Source organism: Acinetobacter sp. 1566109, from assembly GCF_000582255.1.
Taxonomy (GTDB): Bacteria; Pseudomonadota; Gammaproteobacteria; order Pseudomonadales; family Moraxellaceae; genus Acinetobacter; species Acinetobacter nosocomialis.
In genome coordinates this window covers 1-21198 of sequence record NZ_JEYB01000061.1, presented here as the reverse complement: position 1 = coordinate 21198, position 21198 = coordinate 1, and the positions used below count along the sequence as shown (strand labels likewise).

Below are 21198 nucleotides of genomic sequence, written 5' to 3'. Positions count from 1 at the left end.
TTCCTTACTTCCCGATTTAAGATACTCCCCCACAAATTCAAAATTTTTAGAAATAAATCTGTAGGTATACCACCTCTATAACCTATTTGTATATTAGGCATTATATTAAAAGCAGTTATATCCTTACATACCTCTGCCTTTCTAAAATAGCCATCCACTATATATTGGCATTCATTACTATTATCATCCAATATATTACTTAATTGAATAAGTATACTTTCAACTTTTTTACTTGTATCAACATTACTGATAAAGTATAAATAATCATCATCACCTTCTAAAAAATTTTCAAACCCTCTATTTTCATCCAGATTATCTAATCTAAATAACTGTGGAACAAGAGTTCCTTCATCACCTTCATATTCTTCACGTAAAGTATAAGAAAATTCTAAAATCATTTTAACCTCAATCATTGTAAAGGCCATCCTCGCCATTCACTAATATTACCACTAGGTGGTACAAACTTAACTTTTACCCCAGAAGGTGTAGTAGTAGTAAAACCTTCTTGTGGACGTAAACTAGCTGGCTTATTTTAAAAGCCTCTGATAGTTCATATTTCAATCTTGCTTCCGACCATCCTTGAGGAAAAAATGTCGAGCCATTAGGCTGACCTTGTTTATCCTTTTCTACCTCATTGGCAAATCTAAGACTGGCTATTACTACTAACTAAAAAACCCACTTTAAATTAAGTGGGTTTTAGCGTGGCCTGTTTCACCAATCGTCAAAATAAATTTTCTTCAATCTACCCTTGTGCAATCTTTTCACCTTAAACTGTAGCACTATCACTTTTTTAATTAAATTATTAAAAGATTTAGCTAATAAACTAAACTTTTCAATTATAAAAATAAACTTCCTCATAGTTCTCAATAGGCTTTTTTTTGATGAACATTACCCAAGATTTTAGTAATTTTAGCAAAGCCGATCTCTTAACTTCACAACACTGATTTTCATCATATAAAAAATATATCTTAACCATTTCATTTATTAGTTCAACTCCATAAGAGTTACTACTGATATCTATTTCATTTATTGTCGAGTTTTCCAACTTACTAATACAGTCATCTAGATATTCAATATGAAACTCTACAGATAAACCACCATCATCAATTAAATAAGAAATTATCATTTCCTCTTTAAAATTACTAGAATCATCAGACCTTATTGTTGCTACTAAATCTGATGCATTAGGATACCTAATATAATAAAATATTAAACTCATAATAAACCTTTTACTTACCATATAATGGATATACTGTTGTATTTGGTTGAGTATAACCTTCCACAACAACTCCTGATGTCTAGCAAAATACTCCTAATTACCCCTATTATTTCAAGTTGAAATAAAAAAGCATGCCTACAAGACATGCTTAATAAATGATTCAATCAATAGTTAAACTATTTTCAGTCAAAAAGACCTAATGTTATTTGCTTTAATTTCACTTCTTGATCAAACTCAAAATGAATATATTTATGATTATCAATTTTATATTTAATCCAATTAGTTCCAGAAAAGTCTGGAAGTCCAAAAACTTTTGTAACATCTACTTTTTTTGCACTTGGACTTAATCCATCAATTAAATATTCTTTTCTTAAATACGAATTGTATTCATCATTTGGGTTAATAAAGAAAAATATTGCCGATAGTTTCTTTTCTTCAAATAAATACTCAACACCGCCCTTAAAGAAACGGTAATAAGAGCTATCTTCAAAACTAGACTCATCATATTCAAAACTAGTCCCAATTAAGAGTATCCTTCAGGGTCAGATCAATATCATGGTTTAGATAGGTTTCAATCAATCCCTGTTGGTTATTCAAACCATTGGCTGTAGCATTAATATTGCCTGTTGCTGATACGATTTGCCCATGATTCTGATTACCGAGCGTACCTTGAGTTTGTATCGTAATGTCATTTTGAGCATTGATTTTACCAGCATTCGAATTGTCGATATTCAGTGCATTTAACTGGACAGTGGTGGCAGCCAAAAGTTTACCACCCCGATTGCTCAAGCTATCTTGTCCGGCATCAATGCTTAATGCATCATGAACACTGCCGATCTGTCCAGCCACAAGATGACCTTCTGCATCCACAGCAGCATCATTGATTAAACCATTGCTATGAATATTAACGGTGTTTCCAGCAGCAATATGACCCGCAGTGTTATCAATACGTTGTGCAGTGGTCACGCTCAATGTATCTTGCGAAGCCATGCTGCCAAACTGATTATTGATTAAGCTACTGCTGATACTGAGCGAGTGTCCACTATTTATTTGCCCTGCCGTTCCATTGAATGCACTGTTATCCAAGATCCCCTTTACATTCAAATGGATATCATGGTCTGGATAGGTTTGTATCACCCCCCCCTGGTTACCGAACTGGTTGGCTATAACACTGATATCACCTGCACCAGATACAATTTGTCCCTTATTCTGGTTGTTTATTTCACCCAGGCTTTGAATCTGAATATCGTTGTGTGCATTGATGATACCAGCATTCGAGTTATCAATATCCGCAGCTTTTAAATCAGCTGTTGTTGCCGCCAAAAGCTGACCACCTTGCTGGTTATTTAACAAACCTTGGCCAGCATCAATATTCAATGCACCACTTACACTCCCAACCAAACCTTGCTGTGCATTATCTAGCCCTTGGCTGCTCACCTGAACATCATGATTCGCAGTGATTTGTCCGGCACGATTATTTACCAATTGGCTACTTTGAATATTCAAAGCACCTTGGGTTTTTATCTGCCCATCAGCTGAGTTATCTATACCAGCGGCATGAAGTGTACTATCCATGGTCGCTTGAATAAGCCCACTTTGACTGTTATTGAGCAGTCCTGTACCCGCATCTAACCACACTTGCCCTTGCAGACTGGCAATCTGTCCACTCTGGCTATTATTTAATCCTTGACTTTGTAAATGAACATCGTGGTTGGCAATCATATGGCCAGTACGGTTATTGATCAGCCCAATACTGGTAATGGTCAACTTATTCTGTGCTGACATACGGCCCTGTTCATTATTCAATGAACCACTATGTAGCGTCAGATCAGTACCTGCCAGTAATTGTCCGCCCTGATTGGATAGGCTCCCTTGTCCTGCATCAATGTCAAGTAAACCCTGAACACTACTGATTTGTCCTGCAACCATTTTCCCAGAACGATCTACAGCATCATTGCTGAGTCCCTGACTACTCATCGTGATGTCATGATTCGCTGCAATAGCCCCTGCTGTATTATCAATGCTTTGAGCGGCATGAATGCTTGCACTATTTTGTGCGGTGATACTGCCAGACTGGTTATTGATTACACCGCTATTGATGGTCAGTGTGTTTCCACTACCGATCATACCCGTCTGGCTGTTATCCAGTAAATCAGAAACAGATAACCCCACGTCAAAACCGGAGTTGCTTTGAATGCGACCTGTCTGATTATTTAAATCACTCGCTATGACGTTTATATTGCCTGCTGTGCTTGCAATTTGACCGGTCTGATTAATCAATGCCTTTTGGCTCGATAATGAAATATCCCCAACAGCCTCAATTGAGCCAGCAGTATTATCAATACTGTTTGCAGACAAGTTTAGCGTCTTAGCAGATTGTAAATGTCCACCTTGGCTACTTAAGATGCCACGACCAGCCTCAATCGCAAGTAAACCCTGAGCACTACCAATCATCCCCTGATTATTATTCAGGCCCTGACTCGTCAGGTTGACATCCCCATTAGCGACAATGTTGCCTGCAGTATTATTGATATCCTGAGCGGTTTTTACTGTTGCAGTCCCTTGCGCACTGATTTGCCCCGTACTGTTATTCAGTTGACCCAATTGCAACAGTGCATTGGCACCACTGAGGATCTGCCCCTTTTGGCCGTTGTCCAGCATCCCAATGATGGTTAGATGAATGTCGTTGTCAGGATTCGTCTGGATCAAGCCTGCCTGATTATTCAGCGTCGCAGCAGATGCATTGATCGTACCTGTTGCCGACTCAATTTGACCACCTTGGTTGACCAACCCAGTTTGACTAGTTAATAGCACATTACCCTGTGCATCAATAAGGCCCGATGTGTTATCGATATCATGGGCAATGACTGTAGCCGTAGTTGCAGCTTGTAATTTACCGCTTCGACTCGATAAAGCTCCATTGCCCGTGTTGAGATTCAATAAGCCGTTGGCACTGCCGATTTGACCCAGGTTGTTATTTAAACCTTCGCTGGTCACATTTAAATTGTTGTTAGCAATCAGGCGACCACTTTGGTTCGTGATGATCTGACGACTATCTACAGTTGCGGTGCCTTGTGAGCTGATATTACCAGCAGTGTTATCAATCCCTACTGCTGTTAAAGCAATAGCAGTTGCCGCTTGTATGCGACCAGACTGATTACTCAGGGCAGCATTGCCTGCATTGGCATTGAGTACACCAGTGATACTACCAATTTCACCCGCATGATTACTCAGACCTTGGCTCGTCAAATTGACATCATGGTTGGCAATGATACTTCCCGTATCGTTATTAATCAGACCTGTGCTAGTTAAGGTTACAGCATTCAATGCACTTATCAAACCCTGAGCAGTGTTATTGATACTCGCTGCTGCTGCAGTCAAATTGGTGCCAGCTTGTAATGTTCCTACTTGAGAGCTTAAGACACCTGTGCCAGCATCGATACTCAATAGACCTTTTGCACTTGAAATTTTACCTGCATCGTTATTCACGCCCACACTCGTGGTGGTGACATCATCATAAGCAACAATACTGCCGTTGTTATTGTTGATATCCTGATTAATATTTAAATTTGCCGTACTTTGTGCAGTGATTTGTCCACTATTGTTATTGAGTTGTCCAGCAGATATCCCAATACGGTGACCAGAATTAATCTGTCCTTGCTGACGATTATCAAGAAGGTCCGAAACAGTAAGCGTAATGTCATGTTGCGGATTACTCAGAATGAGACCTGCTCGATTATCTAAACTGTTCGCTGTTGCAATAATGCTTCCAGCGGTAGTAACAATGTGACCACTCTGGTTATTCAGGGCTGTCGCGCTGATGATCTGTATATCATCCTGTGCCTGGATAGAACCCGATGTACTATCAATATCAGCAGCATTGAGATCTAAGCGGGTTGCTGCCTGTAAAGTACCATGCTGGTTGCTTAACAAACCTTGTCCAGCATCTATCGTGAGTTGTCCCTGAACACTTCCGATCGTTCCCTGATCATTGATCGTACTGGTACGGTTGAGTCCTTGATTACTCACATTGACATCAGCATTTGCAATAATACTTCCCGCAGTATTATCAAGACCATGGTCAGCTTTTACACTTGCCAGACCTTGTGCAGACAAATGCCCATGCTCATTGTTCATGGAACCACTAGCAATCATTAAATCATGACCACTCTGTAGCTGACCACCCTGACTGTTATCTAACTGACCTGTAATATTTAAGCTTAAGTCATAGCCATCACGAGTTTGTAATGTACCACCACGGTTATCAAACTGGCTGGCATCCAAATGAAAGTCTGTCCCCATTTTAATGATACCAGCGGTATTCATCAACCAAGGGGGAGTAGAAGATAGGGTGGATTGGCCTGTCTGGATTGGCCCACTCATCTGCAATCGGCCTGCCGAGTCAATCGTACCCGAGCTGTTATCAATCCCTCTTGTAATCAGGTTCATATTACGACCGGATTGCAATAAACCTGCCTGGTTAGTCAAAGCCAAACGACCCGCATTGATATTTAATTCATCTTGAATACTCGCGATAACACCCTGATTATTATTTAAACCCTGACTGCTGAGTAAGACTGACTTGTTGGCAACAATCTGTCCTGAACTGTTATCAATATCCTGATTGATCTGTGCCTGGATTATCCCTTGAGCACTGATTAAACCTGCTTGAGTTTTTAATTGATCGGCCTTGATCTCAATATTTTTATCTGCCTGTAAAGAACCCGACTGGTTCGTAAGTTTCCCTGTACCAACATCTAGTGTTAATCCAGCCTGTACCGAACCAATCTGACCATTGGTGTTATCCAGTCCTTCTGACCGAATACCAACATCGGCATTGGCAACGATTTTTCCAGACTGGTTATTGATGAGCCCCAAACTGGTCAAGGTTAATGCATTTTGTGCAGAGATTTGCCCAGCCATACTGTTATTGATAGAACCAGCATGAATATTATTGTTCAGACCTGCATAAATTTGACCTGATTGGCTGTTATCGAGTAAACCTGCCACATCAAGCTGCAGATCATGATCTGCTGCAGAACTTAACTGGCCACCCTGATTATTTAAGCTACCCGCAGTAATATAAAGTGCTGTTGGACTTTGAATAAATCCTAACTGGTTATTGATTTGATCTCTAATGGCTAATGTAAGCGGTTTTAATGTTCCGCGTTGGATCATTTGCCCTTTTTGGTGACTCAAGTTATACGCGGTAATATTAATTTGATCTGCTGATGTAATAGCACCATCTAGTATAGCTTGCTCTGTAGCTAATACTAATTGTCCATTACTCAGAATCTTACCTTGGGCTCCCTGCAATTGATTACTATTGATATTCAATTGCTGATTTCCAGAGTGAATAATTTGGCCTGCTTCATTGTTTAGAATAGAATTATTTAACTGCATTAAAGCTGCATTACTACTAATTTCACCTAATTTATTATTTAGACCATTTACAAAGTTCAGAGTAAATTCGTTATTTCCAGTATGCTGAATTTTTCCTTGGCTATTATCTAGTTGTTGAGCAGAAAGAATAATATCCTGACTATTTAACTGTCCTTGCTGATTATTGATCAGATTCTGGCTGGCCAGTTTGAGTTGATCTTGAGCAACAACTGTCGCTGCCTGAGTTGAAATATCTGTACCAGCGTTCAATGCAATCGTTTTCGATTGTAATTGTCCCTGTGCTGCATCAATCGTCCCTGTCGCATTAATCTGGATATGCTGGCCTGCGAATGTTTGGCCATGTAAACCAGCCCGATCCACATTGATCGTAAGCATACCCGTATCAGCTAATTTACCTTCACGATCTAGGCCCGCGGCAATTAAACCATTCTGTGCATGTTCTAATGCTAAGCTTGTGATTTTTACATTCTCCCCAGCCGCCAAAGAACCAGAATTTTGAATATCTTTTCCTGTAACCGTTAAATCCTTATCTGCATAAATACCACCGGTATTTTTAAGCTGATCATGTTGCAACTGAACAGTTGTTGCTTGTAATTGTCCTTGATCATTGTCAAATTGCTGAGCAGTACTGTTTAAATTTTGCTTAGCAATAATAGCTCCTTGGCTATTATTGACAGTGCCGTGTTGCTGTTGAATTTGATTGCCAATGATTTGCCCAGATGTATTATTCAGCGTTTGGCTATTTAAATTTAAATCAGTTTTTGCTTGTATAACCCCCTCTGTATTATCAATCGCTTGATTAGCTTTGATATTTACAGATTGGTTTTCTGAATAAACCACACCAAACTGGTTGTTTAAATCGCCTGCACTTACCAGAACATTGTCACCACTAGCAACGTAGCCCTTACTATTATTTAACTCACCACCTATAGCTAAATCGAGCTGCCCAATTGACTGGATCTTACCACTTCGGTTATTAGCATTCTGACTTTGAATTTTTAGTGTGTCACTCGATGCCAACTGACCTTGCTGGTTGGTAAAACCTAACGTTTGAATATCGGCCTGTTTAACATTCAATTGGCCTAGATCATTATTGAAGTTGCTGCCTTTAATGGTGACAATACCTAAATTCAGTTGCCCACCTTGGTTATCCAAACCATTTTGACTCTCTAAATCGACACCGCCATTGGCAATGATCGTTCCCTGATCATTACCTAATACACCCGAAACATGAATGAAGCCAGTATCATAAGTTTTTGGGGTGGTATCTATTGGAGGAACAACCCCCAGACTTCCTCCATCCTGTGCCGGATCAACAGGAACCGTTGGAACTATTACCGTACTACCTGTATTACCAGAGCTATTTCCAGCTGTACCACCACTCGTATTACTCTTGGCAACTCCAATTTTACCACCAAGGTTTGTCATTGAACCTGACTTTAAATCAAGTCCTTGCAAACCTGTTTGTTCGATAGAACCACTATTTTTTAGACTATCCGCATCAATAACAAGGCGAGCAGCATTCAATGTGCCACTATTACTTAAACTATTTTGTTGATTAAGACGTAACTCATCAGCACTACTGATTAAACCAGAGTTATCTAGACTTTGACTTTCAATAGAAATTTGTGAAGTTGCGCTACTAACATTACCGGTATTTTGAATATTTTGAGCTTTTAGCTGTACCTGATCTTTATTCGCGATCAAGTTACCATTATTGACCAAATCACCATTCGCATTTAGCGTCAGAGTCCCTTGAGTACTATTTATCGTACCTGCGTTACGTACACCTAGCCCTTGCTCTGTTCCAACTAAAAAGATTTTTCCAGCATACATCCCACCGAGTTGGCCTACATCTAAAGCAAAGTTTGGCGGAGGCGTGGTTATCGGTCCTGTTGTTGCCGTGATTTGAGGAGCTACTTGGTCTTTGACTTGAATATCATTTTGTCCAAGTACCGTATTGAGTTCATTTGCATATAAGCCAGCGTTGACTTTTAAAGCACGCGCATAAATATCTGTATAAGGGGTTAAACTTCCGTTTAAGCCTTTACCTTCAATCGTGACCTGCCCCTCGCGGACACGGAATGATTCAAGATAACCTTGATTCATCACCGCTTGACCCGTAGTTAAAGTAAAGCGATCTGCATTAATCACACCACAGCCATCACAGATCAAACCAGATGGATTCGCAATAACAACTTGTGCTTGTTTTCCGGCAACTTCAATATAGCCTTTGAGTTGACTTGGATTATTACTATTCACTTCATTCAAAATAACTTTGGCTTCGCCTTTTGCAAGCCATGGGTTACCTTGCACCCAGCCTCCTAATTGAGTTTGGGTGTTATTTCGTGAGTTATTTAAAATAACGCCTTCTTGCCCAACATCAAACTGAGTATAAGTATTACGTGAAACACCACCAGCGCTTGGTGTCTGAATGTTGACCTGAGTTGTTCCATTTGCACTAGTTAAAATTGTTGGCTGCTGCGATGTTGGCGCGCCTTTATCTGCACTAATCTGGGTTTCAGCCACACTGCTCATTGGCAAGCTAATCACCAATGCTCCCAAACAGCCAATCACAGCAAAGTTGAGTGGATTTAACTTCTTATAATGAATAGGTAGAACCGAGACTGTCGTCGAATCTGTTCCAGATACCCCCTGACTTTGCCCTGCTTGCTTGGTTTTGCTTTTTACAATCTCGGCAACAGCAATAAACATCCCACGAGCATGGCTAAAAATAATACGATAACGATTCTTATTCACTTTAAAGTCTCACTAAATTTTTTATGTAATCAAATAAATATGTAGTTGGGAGAGGATGTATTAATAAGTCCAGTTCACGCTAAATCCAGTCGTGTAATCATCTGTTTCGAAGTGATCTGGTTTTTTCAACGGTGCTCCGACAAAGGCGTCATAATTCAAACGCAAGGGAGCAATTTGACCACGCAACCCAATAACTGCACCTAATAAACTCGTGCCTGGTAAAGGATTTGGATAATGTGCAGTTTTTCCACCAACCTCTCCGTAATCGATACCTGCGTACCAAGACTGGGGTTTATTCATGATTGAGCCACTCAGTTCATTGCGAACTAGAAATCCATTATCGGCCAATAAAGTTTGCTCACCATCAAAACCTCTTACGGTATAACGGTTTCCAATTGAAAATCTGTCTTGAGGAGTTAAAGGTTGATTGCTGTGTTGAGTACGCCATTCAGCTAGATATTGCAGATTTTGCTGACCTACTTTAAAAGGAACTTGTAAACTGGCATTGGCTTGTAAAATCCCCACACGCGTATAAGCTTCACCAAAGTCTTCTTCTGGTGCTCTCATCGCATTCAACCAACCTGTACCACGTTTATAAGTCAGATTGCCGCTTAAAGTAGCATTAGAAAAATATTCGATATGATCAAGAGTTGCTTTCCAACCCGCAGTTTTACGGCGTTGTACTTCAACTTCTACATCATTAATATAGTTTTGTGATTCACGATACCACCCCCCAAAACCTAAGGTTGTTTTCCGGTGCGCATCTCGATAAATCACCCGAGATAAATCTGCATTAATGAGTTCACTTTTACCGCTATATTGATAAGTTTCACTACTTCCAGCGACTGTTTGCAAGTAATTAGAGCGACTATAACTGGTTGAAAATAGCCAATAATCAAATGGAATAGTATAACTTGCATAAAAGCCATCAGTACCATGTTTACCAGAGTTTCCACCTCCTAAATCATGGTTATAGCTGACATAAAACAGATCATTTAAAGTCAGCACATGATCAAGTGATAAAGTCGCTGTACCTTGATATTTTCCTGTCGCCTCACTCCCTGAATCATCAATCCCTATATGTAAGCGATAAGGTTTAGCCTGTTGCCAAGCCAAAACCACATCACTATAGCCTGGTTCTTTTTTTTGTTCTGCTGGCTGGATTTTAAAGTCAGCTTCAACCGTTGGCACTCGTTTAAAGTTTTCTAAACCTTGTTCCATATCACGAATATTTAACAGCTCACCAGACTTCATTGGTAAAGCATTCCATAAATGTGCACGTTTAGAAGTACCCTCAGCAAACTTAATCTGATCCACTCGTCCTGGAATAACACGAACACGCACCGTACCAGATGCAATATTTTGTTGAGGAAGCAAAACTCGTGTGGTTACATAACCGTTTGCTATAATTTTATTTTGTACAAGATCAAGGGCTTGGTTTAGTCCATTTACCCCTAAACATCTTCCAATAATATTGTTCTTGCCAGTCGTAATAACATTAAAATCTGATATAAATTGATGGGCTTCTACACCTTCTAAAAGTATTTTCTTAATTTCAAAACAAGGGGTTTCACTGTTAGAACGTAAATATTGTAATTGCTGAGCTGAAATCTTATTTTGTTCTTGCCCTAGATTGACGTTTACATTCGGCTGAATTTGTTTTTCTAATGCAGTGTCACGCTGTTGTTGTCGAATGGTTTGGTCAGCCTGAATTCTCTGGCCAATCGGATCACCTGAGTCCGCAGCATAACTTAAGCCCCCCATTAGTGATAAGCAGATGAATAAGACGCTTTTATTAAATTTTTTATAGTTCAACATATAAATCAAATCAAAATTTACTTTAATTAATCATATTTTAACAAAACATTAACAAAGTAAAAATACTTTATACAGATTAGTCTGTATGAAATTAAATTTTATTTAATATAAGTAATAATTTTTAAGAAAATTTAATTAGAAAATATACGAGACAAAAAAAGCTCCCGTAACAGGAGCTTTTTGAATCTTGGCAGAGGATCAAGGATTCGAACCTTGACGAACGGTTTTGGAGACCGTCATGCTACCATTACACCAATCCTCTATATGCATAATTAAACCCTTTAGATTTAATCATAAAAAAAGCAAGATCATCGTCTTGCTTTTTTCAATGGTGGGGGCGAAGAGACTCGAACTCTTACACCTTGCGGCGCTGGAACCTAAATCCAGTGCGTCTACCAATTTCGCCACGCCCCCATCTGGGACATTTATTTAAAATAAATGTGGCAGAGGATCAAGGATTCGAACCTTGACGAACGGTTTTGGAGACCGTCATGCTACCATTACACCAATCCTCTTCCAAGATTTAAATGACTTAACATTCAAATCAACTTTAAGTCTTAACTTAAAGTGGTGGGGGCGAAGAGACTCGAACTCTTACACCTTGCGGCGCTGGAACCTAAATCCAGTGCGTCTACCAATTTCGCCACGCCCCCGATGGCTGTGTATATTAGCGATAAGATCTAACAGTGACAAGTGTTTTTTTTCTAAAAAAAACTGACCGTGTAAATTGTATACAGATACTAGATCAATGATTTTTATAAGTTTGAGAGAGCATTTAAACAATTGATTGCTTCAAATGCATTTGAAAATCGATTTTTCTGCTGTTTTTGCAATAACCCCACCAGTAACGGGTAAAAAATTTGAAATGAATCTGGTAATTGAATGTTTAAGTTTTGGCAATGCAATACAGCCCAGTCATGATAAGTGTTTGCTTGTAAACGTATTTGACTTAGCCATTCATATAAAACAACTCCAAAAGCATATAAATCGCTTTGTATATTCTTCCTAGTTCCATGGAACAGTTCAGGTGCCATATATCTTGGCGTAGCATCAATGATTGAATCAGGAGTAGTTATAAGCCGTGCTTTTTCAAAATCGATTAAATAAAGTCTTTGCTCAAACTTTCGAAAGTGTTCTTTTTTAATATCGCCATGAATCCACCCTAGCTCATGAAGTTCTGCTAAAGCCATAAGCGCTGTATAGATCATCTCATGAATATCTTTTAAATTTTGCTTTTGATCTAAATCATCAAACCAGCAATCGGTGTCTGGCAAAATTAATACTTTCCCTTCAAACTGATGTAATTGGGAAATAGTACTGACATCAAATATTTTAAATGGCAAAAGCCAATTCACTTTTTTATGCTGAATATTTTCATAGAATTGCAATTCATGCAAAAAATCTTGCTCACCTTGAGCATGTACATGCGGCACTTGATATTTTAGCCAGTAGTAATGAGCATCTATAGAACATGTCCATAGATGCCTTCCTAAAGCTGAACTTTTAGGTTTTGTTACGCATTTTAAGTGTTCTATATGGGAAGCAAAATCATGCTTCAGCATAATAAGACTCTGGCTGTTGTTTCTTTTCTTCAAAACGTAAAACTTCTAAACAATGCTGAATTGTTTTACCAATACGCGCATGAGTTTCTATAGAAGATATTTTCGGCCAAGTCGCACGCTCACCTTCTCGTTGTAATCGTTTAAATAAATGTGGACGAGGGTTTTGTAACGTATATGCATAATGTTTTAAGCTATATTTGGCAATAATATTAACATCTCCATAATATCGCTGCCCTACTACACCATATCCGTGATCAAGCAATCTCCTTACTGGAGAAATGGCTCCTAATCTTTGACGGGTAAAATCCATTATTCCCATCGAAAGCACTTTACCTTGGCGTCTTAAAATACGTTCTGGCCAACTTAAAACATCCTTACGGAAACGGTGTGCATCATCTTGCATAAATGGCACAACATGCGGATTTACTTGACTAGCAATGGTGTAGTTTAAATTATAAAGCCTTGCCATTCTTTCTTGTGGGAAGTCACTGCGCACACTACCATCCACCCATTTAGTATTGGCCATATAAGGGGTATGTTCACCATCATAACGCTTACTGGTTAAACGTACAGGCGGAAATAAAACTGGCACAGCACAAGAAGCCAATACAGCACTCCAAACTAACACATTGGGTGTCATAATTGCATTCATAATCCGAGGATTTTCTGTTGCATCGTACGGCGCAACAGCGACATTAATATTCAAACCTGATTTTTTGAATGCTTCTTCAAAAGTAAGATCGCCCAAATTTTCAATGAGGAATTTTTTTAAATAGTGGACATCTGCAATGCCCCCATTTCCTTTTATGAGTTCACGAAGTTTTCTAAAGTGAAACGCATCACTAAAAAATTGCTCGCCATTTAACAAATTTTGAATATCTTCACTGGCAGAAATTCCCAACATACCAGTCATAATAGCGCCCGCACTTGAGCCTGACAGTACCTTAGGCATTAAATCTTGTTCAATTAGAGCTTTACATACACCAGTATGAAAAAGACCTAAAGTTGCACCACCCGAAAACATAAGAGCAGGCTGACCATAAGCTTTTTCACAATTTTCAAAAAACTCGATTTTTTCTTTTCTTTGAAACGTAATACATTCACTAGATGCAATATAAGCCAAGCTTTGACTGACTTCTTCAATATAATCTTCAATTAATTTTTTTGTGCCTACATGTGTGGCAGCAAACAACATAGGATGACCAATATTTGCAATATCGTAGGTTAGCCCTTCTTTTAAAAGATAAATCAAATCTAAAGTGCGATGTTGCTGTCGATATCTTTTCAGTAAAGTGTAACGATAAGAAATGAGTTCGGCATCGAAGTAAGGCGAACTATTATCAAACTTCCACTCTTGTGCACCTGTCTCTTCATCCAGTTTTAATGCAAAAGACTTCCATTCTTCATAAGATTCAGCCATGTCTAATTGACGTTGTAATTTTTTGATACGGTAAGCCTGATGTGGATTCATATCACTTCGTATTTTTTCAAACATATTTCGTCCTCATCTTCACAGATGATTTTACTGAATAGACATGACAACACTATGCGCGGTCTGAACATTTCAATCAATTGCAAAACCGATAAACTGCATTACCAGTATCTTTTTTGTCAGCTTGCAAATTTCGGTGTTAGTATCCTAGTAAATTACTGTTTAACATGATTGATTAACCATGGCTACCATTGATTTACCCGACAATTTAGTTCAAACCTTATCACTTGTATTAAATCAGTTACAGCAGGTCTTACCTGAACCGAAGCAAGAAACTGATTTCACTGCACCAGCTTTTAGATGGGAAAACCAGCAACTTAAAGCCATTTATACGCCTAAGAATATTTATCTTGATGACTTAAAAGGCATCGAACGTCAAAAAGAAAAAATTATTCAAAATACTTTGCAGTTTTTAAATGGCTTACCCGCAAATGATGTACTGTTAACAGGCTCACGTGGTACAGGTAAATCCTCTATTGTTCGTGCTTTACTCACAGAGTATGCATCTCAAGGATTACGTTTAATTGAAATTGAGCGTGATGATTTAGCAGACTTACCAAAAATTCAAAAAATTATTCAAAACCGACCTGAAAAGTATATCGTTTACTGTGATGACTTAGCGTTTAATGCTGAAGATGAAAATTATCGTAGTTTAAAAAGTGTATTGGATGGTTCATTACAGTCAGGTTCAACAAATTTTATTATTTATGCGACCAGTAACCGTCGCCACTTGTTACCTGAGTTCATGCACGAAAACACACCTGTAACCAAAGTAGATGTGCCTCAATATACCGAACTACATCCTCAAGAAGCGATTGAAGAAAAGATCTCTCTATCAGACCGTTTTGGTTTGTGGTTATCTTTTTACCCAATGGATCAAAATTTATATTTAGAAATCGTAGAACATTATCTAGATAAAGCGAACATGCCTTTCAATGATGAAGTTCGAGCTGAGAGTTTACGTTGGTGTCAAATGCGTGGTCAGCGCTCTGGTCGTGCGGCTTATCAGTTTTCTAAGCATTGGATCGGTTTAAACGCTTTAAAAGAACTGTCTAACAGTTAAATAAAATGTCCCACAAAGCCTTAGCTTTGGCCTATAAACCGCTTAGTTTTGGCAATTATTTTCCATAACCTAAATATAGATAGTTTTCTTTAGGTTTATATATGAAAAAACAATTGCCAAAAATTTCTCTAGTAAGCAAAACTGTTGCTAAAAGTTTGTTATTTGCACAAGGCTTTTTAGATCAAGCAAAAAAATATTCAACCCTTCCTTTTACTCAATCTCATATCATTCGCCCACGTGTTAACGAAAAATACTATAGCTGGACCCACTACGGAATCTTTTTTCCACTTTTGCCAGAACCTCATCGCTATTTAAATATTATGATTTTAATCGGTACGCCTGGCGCACTGGCATTTGATCATGATGATATTATCGTTGGAAATCCTAGAAAAACAGCGACTTTCTTTTCAAGTACAGCCGCCCTTGAACAAGCGTTATTGAAAGCCTATATCATTCCCGAAGAGACAAAAATTAATAAAGATGGAAGTTTAATAGAGCTTGGTCGGGAAATTTCAATTCAAGGAAAATTCCCTCAAATTCATATTAATGGGCATTATGAGGGTCTAGATTTCGACTTTGATATTGATGTGACTTCAGACGTTTCATGGTTTATAAAAACACCAGTCTATGACCATTTTAGCTTGTTGGCAAAGTTTAAAGGTTTTTTAAACTATCAGGAAAAACGCGTTGAAAGCGAAGGGCTTTGCACTTACGAATATGCTCGTGCAGTTGGTCCCCACTCATTCACAACTCAACTTATACCTGAGAACCATAAACTACCGCTTGATTTTTTCACTTATCAAATCATCAATTTAAATGAAAACACTCAACTTCTTCTAACAAAAGCAGATATTGTGGGGCAAACAGTAACCTATACCTTGCACATTAGACATCTTGATCGACCAGCTGAAATTTATACAGACGTTAGCTTTGATATTATTTCACATCAAGTTGATGACTTCATTTCTCCAACGGGCAAAAAAATGCAACTTCCAAAATATTTTTCATGGATCGCTCGAAATGATGCAAAGCAAATTATCTTAAACATTCAGGCAGAAATTGACTGCCCATTCCGCTATGGTCATGGGCAAGGTTATGCAAGTGGTTATATATTTACGGGCCATTATTTTGGCAATGAAGTACAAGGCCGGGGTTATATCGAATATATAGATATTGAAAACCAACAAACCTTTGCAGATGAATAATTTTATTTAGGAATAGACAATTCTGTCATTGGCCAACGCGGTGTAGTCGTGACAGCCAAGCCATCGTGTTGGCCCGCTTTTAAACGCTGATAACCTGCAAATGCAATCATTGCACCATTATCTGTACATAAAGCAGGTTCTGCATAGTAAACCTGCGCTTTAATTTTCGCTAAGGAAGTTTCTAACTGTTCGCGTAATCGTAAATTTGCACTTACCCCACCAGCAATCACTAAACGCTTAAGCCCAGTTTGCTTTAAAGCTTTTACCGATTTTTTCACCAAGGTATCTACAATTGCTTCTTGGAATGAAGCAGCTATATCAGCATCACGGTTTTCGCCATTCAATTTTTTCAATTGAACAGATACTGCCGTTTTTAAGCCACTAAAAGAAAAATCTAGACCTTGATGAAGCATTGGACGGGGAAACTCAAATGCTAAAGGATCACCAGATAACGCCAGTTTTGCGATATTTGGCCCACCCGGATATGGCAGATTCATCATTTTTGCGACTTTGTCGAAAGCTTCACCAGCAGCATCATCAATAGACTCACCTAAGAGTTCATATTGACCAATTGCATGGGCAGCCATCAATTGTGTATGACCACCTGAAACAAGCAATGCTACAAATGGAAATTCGGGTGGCTGACTTGAAAGTAATGGAGCCAACATATGACCTTCCATATGGTGAACACCAATCGCAGGCTTATTTAAAGAAAAAGCTAAAGTTCTTCCAAATAATGCACCTGTCATTAATGCTCCCATTAAACCTGGGCCACGCGTATAAGCAACTGCATCAATCTCTTGTTTCGTTACACCACTTTGTTCAAGCAATTGATTCATTAAAGGAATAAGCTTACGAACATGGTCACGAGAAGCCAACTCTGGAACCACCCCACCATATTCAGCATGAAGTTTTATCTGGCTATAAAGAACCTGTCCCCGCAAGCCGAGTTCGCTATCATAAAGTGCCAACCCTGTTTCATCACAAGAAGTTTCTAAGCCTAAAACAATCATCAAAACTGCCTTTTATATGAGTCAAAATATTGCAATCGCTATTATAGACTTGTGATATGAGTTGTAAATGAGTAAAATACTGACCTTCACTTGTGATCCGGCGCAATGGTGTGCCTGATCTTATCCATAATCTAGAGGATTTTACATGCCACAAGTTAAGTTGAAAGAAGGCGAACCAGTTGACGTAGCTATCCGTCGTTTCAAACGTTCATGCGAAAAAGCTGGTGTTTTAGCTGACGTTCGTAAGCGCGAATTCTACGAAAAACCAACTCAAGAACGTAAGCGCAAAAAAGCTGCTGCAGTTAAACGCTACCAAAAGAAATTGGCTCGCGAATCTGTACGTACTACTCGCCTTTACTAATTAATTTGTGATTGACTGCTGAAATTATGACTACTTTAAAAGACCAAATTACTGATGCATTAAAAACTTCTATGCGTGCCAAAGATATGGCAACAGTGACGGTTTTGCGTAGTCTACAAGCAGCAATTAAGCAAATCGAAGTTGATGAGCGCATAGAGCTTGGCGACGCTCAGGTTCTTGCGGTCATTGAAAAGCAAATTAAACAACGTAAAGAATCGATCAAAGCCTTTGAAGGTGCTGGTCGTGATGATTTAGCTAGTAAAGAACAAGCCGAAGCTGAGATTATTTCCCAGTTTCTACCAGAAGCTATGACTGAGGAAGAGCTTGATTCTATCATTGAGCAAACGATTGCTGCTCAAGAAGCAACTAGCATGAAAGATATGGGTAAGGTGATGAATTCTCTACGTCCGATCATAGCCGGGCGTGCCGATCCTGCTCAAGTTTCAGCAAAAATTAAAGCTAAATTAGCTTAATTCCCTCCTCTCTCTTTATATACTCTTAGACTAAGCTTTCATTTACTTGTCAGTTTAAGTATATTTGTGTGTTTGAAAAGCATAAGCTCAAACTACAAGCTCTAAATTTTCATTCGTCGCTCATCTTGCATTTGCTTTAATCGACTATCAATTTTAGCTGACATGGCTTGATTGCCTTTCGCTAGTCTTTGTGCATGTAGCATAGATTTAATTGCATTTTCTTCACTACCAGACCAATACTGTGCTTCTGCACGATATCGCAACACATTCACCGCTCTTAATGGTGACTGTTTATCTAAATTAGCGGCTTGCTGTAATAATTGCCAGCCTTGAATATCTCGAGCATTTTTATTAATAAAACGCTGCACCAAAGTTTGCACTTGAGCATATTTACCTTGACGCAATAAAACCTCAGCCAATTTGTAGCTAAAAGCTTTATTTTCAGGCATTGTCATTTGTAAGGGAGCGATCGAATTATAGGCCTGATCAAGTTTATTCTGACCTAAATAAATATCTGTTTGAATTAAAGAAACAAGTGGCTTACCACTAGATTTTACTTGATCTAAGGTTGTTTGAGCTTGGGCATAATCTCCTTGTTTAAGATAAAAAGCAGATAAAGCCAGTAACCCTGCGAGATTTTTTTGCGATGCCAGACTTTGCAATTGGTTTTCAGTCGCCTCTCCCGCAACCACCATGGTGTACCATTTTAAAATTTCAAAATCGACATCATATATTCGACTTTTAACTTTAGGCATCTGGTTTGCTCTTAAACGGGCCTCGCTCATACGTTCAGTCGTTAAGGGATGCGTAAGCCAAAAATCCGGCAGGAAACTTACATGACTTGTTGCTCTGTGCATCGTTTCAAAATAATCTGCCATACTTTGCGGGTTATAACCTGCAGCATACATATATTGCATTCCAATACGGTCAGCTTCACGCTCTTGATTACGACTATAAGTGAGCTGTTTATCCAGAAGTGCAGCTTGCGTACCCAACATGACTGCAGCTCCAGCATCCCCGCCTGCCTGAGCAGCCAAAGCCACACCTGCTAGCAAACCAGCCAAGCTCAAAAGAGTTTGTCCTTTAAAAGCCTCTTCTGAACGACTAAAGTGCCTTTGCGAAACGTGAGCAATTTCATGGGCCATCACTCCAGCAATCTCATCAATATTTCGAGCCGAGGAAATAAGACCTGTATTTAATGCAAATAAACCACCAGGAACAGCAAAGGCATTAATTTGTGGGTCTTTAATGACCACAAGCCCAATAGGTTGTCCAAGCTGTGTTTCAGCCAAGATATTAGAGAAAACTTGAAAAAACTGATCTTCCAACCATACATCCTGTATGACTGGCATTTGTTTATGAACTTCACGGAAAACTTTTTCACCGATAAATTTTTCTTTTTGTTGATCAAGTAATCCTATTCCACTACCAATATTCGGAATTTCAACCTGCCCAGAAGCTGGTTTTGAGTCAAAAGGATTAGCGTAAGAGGCATTTGTTATAAAAGCCAAACTTAAAATAACTGGCAAAAATTTCAAAAGTTCTTCTCTATTAAAAATTAAACTAACAAAAAAAGCCCATTCATATAATGCTTGAGTTTCTTACATCATATGAGCAGGCTTTCACTATAACATTGAAAATAGACTATATTTGCAATGAAGTGTTATTCAATATTTATACGAAATTAGGGTTCACCAAATACCTTGGTGTTTTATCTTCCAATGCTTCTACTAAGTTTTTATAAGCTAAATTTGCCATTTTTTTGCGTGTTTCAGCTGTAGCAGACCCCACATGAGGCAAAGTAACAACATTTGGTAATTTAAAAAGTACCGAATCTTGCAAAGGCTCTTTTTCATATACATCTAAGCCAGCAGCAAAAATGACTTCCTGCTGTAAAGCTTCAATAAGTGCCTGCTCATCAACCACTGAACCGCGCGCAATATTGATAAAGATAGCGTGCTTTTGCATCAGCTCAAATTGAGCTTTGCCCATTAAGGCTTTAGATTCTGCATTTAAATCAACTGCTGTGACTACAAAATCAGACTGTTGTAGCAACTCATCCAAACCTAGATATTGAGCATTCAATGGCTCGGCCAATTCAGGCTTTTCGCGTCTATTATGGTAAACAATATTCATGTTAAAACCATAAAAACCACGACGCGCAATTGCAGCACCAATATTACCAAGTCCGATAATACCAAGTGTTTTCCCAAAAACATCCAGACCAAACTGCTGTGGCCCTACTGTTCTTTTCCATTCGCCTTGTTTAGTCCAGTGGTCTAAAAATGGTACTTTTCTAGCTGCGCTTAACAATAGAGTAAAGGCAAGATCCGCAGTAGTTTCTGTCAAAACATGAGGTGTGTTTGATAACCAGATTTTCTTTTGGTTCAAATAAGCAACATCATAATTATCATAACCAACAGTCACAGATGAAATAATTTTTAATTTTTGTGCTGGAGCAAGGTTACTTTCATTAAGCAAGCGTCCCGCGCCAATCATTCCATCAGCATCTACCACTTCTTGTCGTATCTGTTCATTGATATCACCCAGTTTAGGGTTTAATACGACAACATGATAATCCTGCTGCAACCGCGACAAAATCTCTTCATCAATTTGACTAAAAACTACAACCTTTTTCATGTATATCCCTACTACTCATTGTTATCTTGCATAAGTTGCCACAATCTTTTCTTAAGGAGAGGCTTATCTAACATTTCTTTTAAACTAGCTAAATGAATAAGATTTGCATGTTGAATATACGCACATTTACCTAAACACAAAATCTTTTTTTCTGCCGCTACAGCATCTAAAAAACCCTGAATATATGAA

12 protein-coding genes, 4 tRNA genes and 3 pseudogenes are annotated in these 21198 nt (G+C 38.6%); 4 read left to right on the top strand and 15 right to left on the bottom strand.

Translation table 11 applies throughout. The features are described from left to right. From J582_RS26285 to J582_RS21510, 11 genes and pseudogenes are all read right to left on the bottom strand, one after another. On the bottom strand, window positions 1–413 hold a 413-nt coding region (locus tag J582_RS26285), incomplete at its 3' end, for a hypothetical protein (protein WP_228131711.1). 419 nt (window positions 414–832) lie between these two features. Beyond that, the gene (locus J582_RS0105160) at window positions 833–1219 is read right to left on the bottom strand and encodes a DUF5376 family protein (protein ID WP_139841876.1); all 387 of its coding nucleotides are present in this window, start codon (window positions 1217–1219) and stop codon (window positions 833–835) included. A 513-nt stretch (window positions 1220–1732) separates the two neighbouring features. Continuing rightward, a pseudogene (locus J582_RS27605) lies at window positions 1733–2203 on the bottom strand (hypothetical protein); the annotation flags it as partial. Window positions 2204–2566: 363 nt separating this feature from the next. Further along, window positions 2567–9382 (bottom strand): annotated as a pseudogene (locus J582_RS21540) (filamentous hemagglutinin N-terminal domain-containing protein); the annotation flags it as partial. Between the two features lie 60 nt (window positions 9383–9442). After that, window positions 9443–11200, bottom strand: a complete 1758-nt coding sequence (locus tag J582_RS21535) for a ShlB/FhaC/HecB family hemolysin secretion/activation protein (RefSeq protein ID WP_032048561.1) — start codon at window positions 11198–11200, stop codon at window positions 9443–9445. Window positions 11201–11388: 188 nt separating this feature from the next. Continuing rightward, a tRNA-Trp gene (locus J582_RS21530) sits at window positions 11389–11462 on the bottom strand. Window positions 11463–11529: 67 nt separating this feature from the next. Further along, window positions 11530–11614, bottom strand: a tRNA-Leu gene (locus tag J582_RS21525). Between the two features lie 27 nt (window positions 11615–11641). Continuing rightward, a tRNA-Trp gene (locus tag J582_RS21520) sits at window positions 11642–11715 on the bottom strand. A gap of 53 nt (window positions 11716–11768) precedes the next feature. Continuing rightward, a tRNA-Leu gene (locus J582_RS21515) sits at window positions 11769–11853 on the bottom strand. Between the two features lie 102 nt (window positions 11854–11955). Next, window positions 11956–12762, bottom strand: a complete 807-nt coding sequence (locus tag J582_RS0105155) for a protein kinase domain-containing protein (protein WP_022575399.1) — start codon at window positions 12760–12762, stop codon at window positions 11956–11958. Further along, on the bottom strand, window positions 12749–14257 hold the full coding sequence (locus J582_RS21510) for a DUF3336 domain-containing protein (RefSeq protein ID WP_002049303.1): 1509 nt from the start codon (window positions 14255–14257) through the stop codon (window positions 12749–12751). The genes J582_RS0105155 and J582_RS21510 overlap by 14 nt, the downstream gene beginning before the upstream one ends. Window positions 14258–14435: 178 nt before the next feature. On the opposite strand from J582_RS21510, the gene J582_RS21505 reads away from it, so the two are divergent. Together J582_RS21505 and J582_RS21500 are read left to right on the top strand one after the other, a co-directional pair. Then, entirely contained in the window at window positions 14436–15317 is an 882-nt protein-coding gene (locus J582_RS21505) for an ATP-binding protein (protein WP_002049146.1), read from the top strand. 101 nt (window positions 15318–15418) lie between these two features. Then, entirely contained in the window at window positions 15419–16522 is a 1104-nt protein-coding gene (locus J582_RS21500) for a DUF6670 family protein (protein ID WP_022575398.1), read from the top strand. A 2-nt stretch (window positions 16523–16524) separates the two neighbouring features. Here the strand turns inward: J582_RS21500 and tsaD are convergent, their stop codons facing one another. Beyond that, complete coding sequence (gene tsaD / locus J582_RS21495; RefSeq protein ID WP_031982687.1) at window positions 16525–17535, bottom strand: tRNA (adenosine(37)-N6)-threonylcarbamoyltransferase complex transferase subunit TsaD; 1011 nt, start codon at window positions 17533–17535, stop codon at window positions 16525–16527. A gap of 145 nt (window positions 17536–17680) precedes the next feature. Between tsaD and rpsU the strand changes: the two genes are divergently transcribed. Both rpsU and J582_RS21485 read left to right on the top strand, forming a co-directional pair. Next, window positions 17681–17896, top strand: coding sequence for a 30S ribosomal protein S21 (gene rpsU, locus J582_RS21490; protein ID WP_001136722.1), 216 nt, complete (start codon window positions 17681–17683; stop codon window positions 17894–17896). Window positions 17897–17922: 26 nt separating this feature from the next. After that, a complete protein-coding gene (locus tag J582_RS21485) occupies window positions 17923–18369 on the top strand; it encodes a GatB/YqeY domain-containing protein (protein WP_004700591.1) in 447 nt (148 codons plus the stop codon). A gap of 101 nt (window positions 18370–18470) precedes the next feature. Here J582_RS21485 and J582_RS21480 read toward each other — a convergent pair whose 3' ends face one another. The 3 genes and pseudogenes from J582_RS21480 to J582_RS27330 all read right to left on the bottom strand — a co-directional run. Next, window positions 18471–19898 carry a M48 family metalloprotease gene (locus J582_RS21480; protein ID WP_080746800.1) on the bottom strand — a complete coding sequence of 476 codons (1428 nt, stop codon included), beginning with the start codon at window positions 19896–19898 and terminating at the stop codon, window positions 18471–18473. 145 nt (window positions 19899–20043) lie between these two features. Further along, on the bottom strand, window positions 20044–21009 hold the full coding sequence (locus tag J582_RS21475) for a 2-hydroxyacid dehydrogenase (protein WP_031982684.1): 966 nt from the start codon (window positions 21007–21009) through the stop codon (window positions 20044–20046). 11 nt (window positions 21010–21020) lie between these two features. Continuing rightward, window positions 21021–21198, bottom strand: a pseudogene (locus J582_RS27330) (hypothetical protein); the annotation flags it as partial.